The following is a 7453-nucleotide window of genomic DNA, read 5'->3' on the forward strand; positions in this document are numbered from 1 at the left end:
CGCTTGCCGCCTGATCCTCATCCGTCGCAGGCGCAGTGATCGCCGCAACCGTGGGCGCGTCGTTATCACCAGTGATCTGGAAGGTAGCCACTGCAGTGGCCTGAGTGCCGCCACTGTCCTGAACGGTGTAGCTGAAAGATCCGCCATTTTGAACGTCGGTCAACTGACCGCTGGCTGCATCAATGTTATTGATCGCAAATGTGCCGTCTCGGGCCACTTCGACAATCACACCAGAATTTAGTGTCACATCAAACCCGGACACCGTGGCAACAACTGACGCTACATTTGAACCTGCAACCACCGAGATGATTTCTTTGGTATCATTCTGATCAACATCAACATCGTTGGCGACCAGATCACCGGTCGTTCCTGTCGCCGGCCCGTTGTCGTTCTCATCCACCACCAGCAAGTCGTTCGAAGCACTAATCGCGTCATTCACGCCAGTAATTTCGACCGATACCGTTGCTTCGGTCGTTCCACCTTGCCCGTCGGACAGGCTGTACGTGAATGTATCTGTCGCCGTCTGACCTTCGCCAAGTGAGTTGAAGAACGCCGTGGGTGAAGTCAGGTCATAGGTGACGAGACCGGCATCGTTTGCGGTTACGCTAGCGCCAAAATCTGTGGTCATCGTACCCGGTATAGATACAGCAATACCGGCACTGTCCGGTGAGGTGACCGCCGGATCACCAGCTGTATCTAGTACATCTGTAATACCCACGAGGGTCAGATCATTCACCACCTGTTCGGGATCGCTGTCTTCGTCGCCGATGGCTGCAATACCCAGACGGACATTGAAGACCGCTGTTGAGCTTTCATTTGCCGATGCTGTGTCTGCAAGCGGAGTCGGGCTGTCGTTCTGGGCTGTGATGTTGACTGTTACAGTCTGAACACCAGCTGCCCCACCGTCACCATCCAGCAGCGTCAGGTTGATGTCCCGGCTGGCTGCGGGTGTGTCATCCGACGTCCGATAATTGATGTTCTGGATCAGGGTCTGCACGTTTTCCTGAGTAGAGTTCCCATTAAAGGTAATCGTCAGCGCATTGTCATCCAAAGCACCACTCGTGATAGAGCCGATAAACGAACTACCCACAAAAACACCGGTCCCAGAGATGGTCACGCCATTCTCGAAGTTCAGCAAATCGGTCGCATCACCGCCCACCACTTCAATGGCCAGGCTGCCGGTGCTGTAATCCGTTGCATCCGGGTCGCTCAGCGTCGCCGTTCCCGCAATCAGAGTTTTGTTGAGGGTCACGCCATCCGAAGTCGATACCAGAGCGGTATCAACCAATGAGGCGAAATTGTCGTTCACGGATTCCATATGGGCCACAGAGGCGTCAATTGTCAGCGTGGGCGCATCATTGGTGCCGTCGATTATAACATCGAACGTTTGTGTTGCGGTGTTCCGCGCGGATTCTTGATCGTCGATTGCGAGGGTATAGCGGAGCACGACCGACTCGCCTGCTCCCAGATAATCAAAGCTGGTCGATAGTGCATCAAAATCAAGACTGACTGAACCTGTGGTGTCATCTACAGCCTTGGTCACGGTGCCCGGGGTTACCATGTTGATCAACTGCGTTTCGGTCAGGCCATTGCCGTTGCCGATCTGAACCGTTGCCGCAGTGATCGAGGCGGTGTGACCTACGTCATCACGGTCTTGATCCGTAAAGGTCACAGCAATGGTATCGGTGATGTTCGATGTATCTGTGGTTTCTGCGATCGTTGTCGACGAGATTGTATTGATTACCGGCGCATCGTTGGTGCCATCGACGCGCACAACCACCGTTTGCATGCCAGTGTTGTTCGCAATCTCACCGTCATCGATCTGAACGGTGTAGGTGATTTCGACGTGCTGACCCGCGGCCAGGTAGTCGAACACGCCCGAACCAGCGGTAAACGTAAAGTCAACCGAACCGTTCGAGCTGCCTGTGGCCTTGGTCACTGTGCCGGCGCTCAGCAAATCGGCCAGCGTGACACCCGACAGACCATCATCCTCGCCTGTGGTCGTGGCACCGGTGACCGAGGCCGTGTGGCCCACATCGTTCAGGTCCACATCTGTAAAGGTCACCGCGATGGTGTCCGTCAGATCCGCTGTATCGATTTGCTCGTTCAACATGCGGCTACCGATCACAGCCACTTCTGGCGCATCGTTGGTGCCAGTGATGGTGATGCTGACGGTCTGGGCATCTGTCCCCCCCTGACCATCACTGACAGTCACGGTATAGACTTCGGTGATCGTTTCTCCAGCGGCCAGGAACTGCACCGCCGCATTGTCGACCGCATAGTCCCATGTCACCACTCCCCCCGTCGGCACGCTGCCGTTCGTCTGGGTCGTCACGCTGGCAACAAGGTTGCCGTACTGCTGATCGGCTGCTTGCCCCACACCCACGCTGTCCGAAGAGGTGAACGCCGCCGCGGCCATATGGCTGTCAGTCAGATCCAGGTCCGAGAAGTCCAGCGTACTGGTCAGCGCAAGATAAGCGCCTGCTTCGGTCGCACCTGTGGTCGGGTCATCCGCAACAGTGGTCCCGTCCTCGGTCACGCTATCCGTCACAGCAGCCGTCGTAATTTCAGGCGCATCATTGGTGCCGGTGATTGTCACGGTGACCGTCTGGCTGGCAGATGCATTGGATTCATCACCTAAGCCCGGTGTCGTGCCGTCATTAGCAGTGATCGTATAGACCATCTGCAGGGTCTCATCCTTGGCCAGGAAGTCGACAGTTGTATCCGTCAGATCAAAAGCCCAGTCGATCTTGGACGCATCGCCAGTATTCAGACCCGCCGAGAAGGCAGCATCAAGCGCAGTCAACAGGGTCGGACTAATAGGCGGATTCCCCCCGCCAGCAGTATCGGCAAGGACAGCATCGGCCGCATCCTTGTGTACGACGCTGCTCATGATCTCGGAAATCATGTGCGTTGCATCGCCATCATCATCACTGAGATCCAGCATCCCGCTATCGCTCAGCGTTGCCGGGACGCCTGTCGCATCCGTGGTTTCGGTTAGAGCCGACGTATCAGCCGCAGCAATCACAGGCCGATCGTTGGTCCCGGTGATCGTGATGGTGACCGGGACAATATTGCTGTCCTTGCTCTGACTGTCCGTGGCCGTCACATTGAACACAAGGGTCAGCTCATCTCCTTGGTCCAAGAAATCAAAGGCTTCGGTCAGGCTGTCAAAGTCCCAATTGATCGTGCCGCTGGTGGCGGCATTGCCGATGACATCCGTCGCATCAACGCTGAAGAAGGTCGCGAGCGTTGCATCGTCCAAATGACCGGGCAGGGACATGGTGGCCCCGCTGAGGGTGCTGGACTCCAGCGCAGACGCAACCGAAACCGTATCGGTCAAATCAATGTCCGCAACCGACAAGGTGCCGTTCGCGGTCAGTTTTGCATCTGTTTCGGTAAGAGGCGCGGAATCCGTGTCCCCGCCTTCAACCGAAATCACAGGTGCATCGTTGGAGCCGGCGACGTTGATTGTGACTGTTTGACTGTCGGTACCGCCATTTGTATCGGCGACCTGAATGGTAAAGATCTCGGGCATGGACTCGCCTGCCGCAAGTTGATCTGCCGCACCGCCAGCCGTGTTGTCGAGCGTATAGATCCATGCGCCGTTTTGATCGACAGTGAGGGTCCCGTAAACGCCGTCAACCTCGGTCGAGGAGGTCGCGCTTTGGCCACCACTCGGAACAATCGAAAACGTGTCGTTGGCATTTGTGTCATCTGCGTCCGCATCCGCCGAGGCAAACGAGCCATTGACCGTGTTATCCGCACCCACAGGCGTTGTGCCATCCGTATCAAGACCGGCTTCGACGATACCAACGGTCACGTTGTTGTCGGTGATATCGCCAGCAGTCACGTCACCGTCTACGTTCGCGGTCAGAACTGGCGCGTCGTTTGTCCCGGTAATGGTGAGCGTCACCTGCTGAACGTTGCTGTCCTGCGTCTCGCTATCCGTTGCTGTGACGTCATAGACAATCGTCAGCACGTCACCCTGGTCGAGGAAATCAAATGCTTCAGCACCACTGTTGAAGTTCCAGTCGATGGTTCCGGTCGTCGACGCATTATCAATGACATCAGCGCGGTTTACAGAAAAATATCCGTTCAGCGCAGCGACCTCACTGGGGGTGAATGGGATGGGTGTACCAACGGTCATAACGGTCGATTTCAGAATTGATCCGACCGAAACAGTGTCTGTGAGGTCCAGATCACCCACGCTGAGCGTGCCAGTCTCGTCAAACCCGGCATCTGCCTCGGTGAGCGCGGCGGAGTCCGAGTCCACCCCTGCAGCTACCGAAATAACAGGCGCATCATTGGTGCCGGTGATTGTCACACTAACGGTCTGGGTATCTGTGGGGCCGCTTCCGTCGCTCACCTCGATCACATAATCGATAATCAGAGTTTCATTGGCGGCGAGGAAATTAAACGCCTCAACCGTCCCCATGACATCACTGTCAAAAGTCCATGTCAGCTGCGCCGACGTTGTGCTGTTGTTCAGGATCGCCGTCGGAGTGATCGAGAAGAAGCTTTCCAGGTCCGCTGTGGTCAAACCACCGTCAGGACCAGTTGATGATCCGGCATTTCTTGTGGCCGACATGACAGAGGCGGTGACCTCGTCGGTGATATCAACGTCGCCAACTGTCAACGTATCAGATGCCATCAGGGCGGCATCGCCTTCTGTCAACATAGCCGCAGCGCTATCGCCAGCCGCGACCACACCAATCGTTGGATCATCATCTGTGCCGTTGATCGTCACGCTGACGGTTTGGGTGTCTGTGGACCCGTTTGCATCATCAACCTCGATCACATAATCGATGATCAGGGTTTCATTGGCGGCAAGGAAATCAAACGCCTCAACCGCACCCATGACATCGCTGTCAAAGGTCCAGGTCAGCTGCGCCGTGGTTGTGCTGCCATCCAAAATGGCCGCCGGAGTGATCGAGAAGAAGCTTTCCAGATCCGCTGTGGTCAAACCACCGTCAGGACCGGTTGATGATCCGGCATTTATTGTGGCCGACGTGACAGAGGCGGTGACCTCATCCGTTGTGTCCACATCGATCACGGTCAGGGTATCGGTTACGCTCAAAGCGCCATTTGCTTCAGTCAGGGAGGCCGATGCCATATCGCCTGCATCTACAACGCCAATTGTTGGGGCGTCGTTGGTGCCCTCGATCGTGATTGTGATTTGCTGGGTGGCTGTGTCGTTGGTCGCGCCTGAATTATCCGTCACGTCGATGTCGAATGTCATCGCCAGCATTTCACCGTCACCGAGATAATCGAAATCGGTGTCGTTGATCGTATAGGTCCATGTCACAGTATTTGATACCGCGGCCGATCCATTTGCAGCGTTGGTATCAAAGGCAAATGTCCCCGTCGGCAGGGTTGCCATGGCAAAGTTGGCCATATCCTTGGTTGCCGAGACAAACGTCGCAGTAACGGTATGCGTATCTGCATCATCTTCGGCGGATGTGCCCGTCAGCCCATCGCTGACATCAACGTCATCAAAGACAACGTCACCCGACAATTGCTGGGGCGAGGACGCATCCGTCTGAACCAGATTGCTGTCTTCGATAAGCGAAAGGCCCATATCATTGACGGCGGTGATAACCGGCGCGTCATTCGTACCAGTCAATGTGACAACAATATCCTGCGCGATGAGTTCAGTGCCATCGCTAATGCGCACTTGGTAGCGCTGGATAACGGTCTCACCGGCAGTCAGCTGATCAATGTCACCATCGTTGAGGGTGAACTGGAATGTCACCTCACCTGCACCGGTGCCTGTGGCCACCTGTGGGAAGCCAGAGCTGAACGTACCGATATAAGAGCCGAGTGCAGGCGTTCCCGTACCGGTCACGGGCACAATAAATGCAGTATGGTTGTCCGTCAGTTCGATATCATCAAACGAAACAGACAAGCTTTGCACGTGGTTGTACGTGTTTTCGTCCGGTGATGTATCCCCATCGCCCAATTCGGTGACATCAACGCTGAAATCTAGTGTTGTTCCGGTAAAGAATGGCGCATCGTTTTCGCCCTCTACCGTCAAAGTCACAGTCCGGTTGATGGTGTCGCCACCTGACACAACATCATAGTTGATATCGACGGTGATCCGTTCCCCCGCATCCAGACTGTCAAAGATCGTATGGTTGCGATCATAGGTGACCACGCCCGCAGGTGTGACAGTGAACAACCCTTCGATGTCGGCCGCATCCACCCCTTGAGTAAACGACAGGTTCGCCGGAGTACCCGGCGCAGTGGCCGAGCCATTCAGCTGTGCCAGATCACCAGAGACATCAGCATCGCTTCCATCAAGCGCCTTGCCGCTGTTCATCACAACAGTGGCATTGGCAATAACGGGCGTATTGCTTTCATCGACTTCGACAATGTCGGTAATCTGAACGCCAGACGTTGGACTTGTATCATCTGTCAGCAGGTTGATGCTGACAATATCCGATGCCGCGGTTTGTGGCGGAATGACATTGATCGGGTTCAGTTCTGTACCCGCTACGGTCACGAGGGAATCCCCCTCGGTATCGTTCACCGGGTTGGTTGAAACCACGACGGGGCCATCGTCCACACCATTCACGGTCACCACAACCTGCGTGGTGTCCGACCCACCGTCACTGTCATTGAGGGTCAAGTCATAGGTCAGAACCAGGGACTCGGTCGCAGCCAAATAGTCAAACAGATTCTCATCAGCCGAGAAATTCCAGTCGAACCCGGTCTCCGCGACCTCGATTTCCGGCGTTCCACCATTAGTATCCACCAGCGACAGCAGTCCTTGCAGAACGCCAGCGCCGAAAGCTGTGGCTGGGGAGGTCCCCGTGGCGGTGACACCATCAATGGTGGCCGTAAATGTATCATCGGCATCAACGTCGCTAAAGTCGACGGTGCCATTTGCAGTCAGGGTGGTGGCGTTTGAATCGGCCGTTTCAGCTGGGCCCATTGGCACTGCACTGCCCAACTGCCGTGTCTCGTCGACTTCTCCGGTCAGGGTCGAAGTCCCCCCAACAACGGGCGCATCGTTGGAACCGGTAATATCGATTGTAACGGTTTTGCTATCAAGGCCACCGTTGTTATCCGCAACTTGAACAGTGAATACCTCACTATCCGTGTCCCCAAGATCCAGCATATCCGCCGCACCACCTGTGGTGTTGTCGAGGGTATAGATCCATGCACCGTCTTGGCCGACCGTCAGAGTGCCATAGGTTCCGGTGACCGAGGTCGACGTGTTCTGCGTCTGTCCACCACCCGAAACAATCGAAAACGTATCGTTGGCATTGGTGTCGTTTTCGTCGACATCAGCCGAGGCAAACGAGCCGTTGACCGTGTTGTCCCCACCAACTGCGGTCGTCCCGTCTGCAAGAAAACCGGATTCGACAATATCAACAGCCACGTTGTTGCTGCCATCGATATCGCCAGCGGCGACATCTCCGTCAACATTTGCCGTCAGGATAGGCGC

Annotated in this window: 1 protein-coding gene; it reads right to left on the reverse strand. The window is 55.6% G+C overall.

Going from position 1 to position 7453, the window contains the following annotated elements:
- Positions 1 to 7453, reverse strand: a 7453-nt coding sequence (locus tag ABWV33_RS22355; RefSeq protein WP_353333956.1) for a beta strand repeat-containing protein, incomplete at both ends; no start/stop codon positions are given.

The sequence above is a fragment of the Phaeobacter sp. NW0010-22 genome (assembly GCF_040365955.1).
Lineage (GTDB): Bacteria > Pseudomonadota > Alphaproteobacteria > Rhodobacterales > Rhodobacteraceae > OMPR01.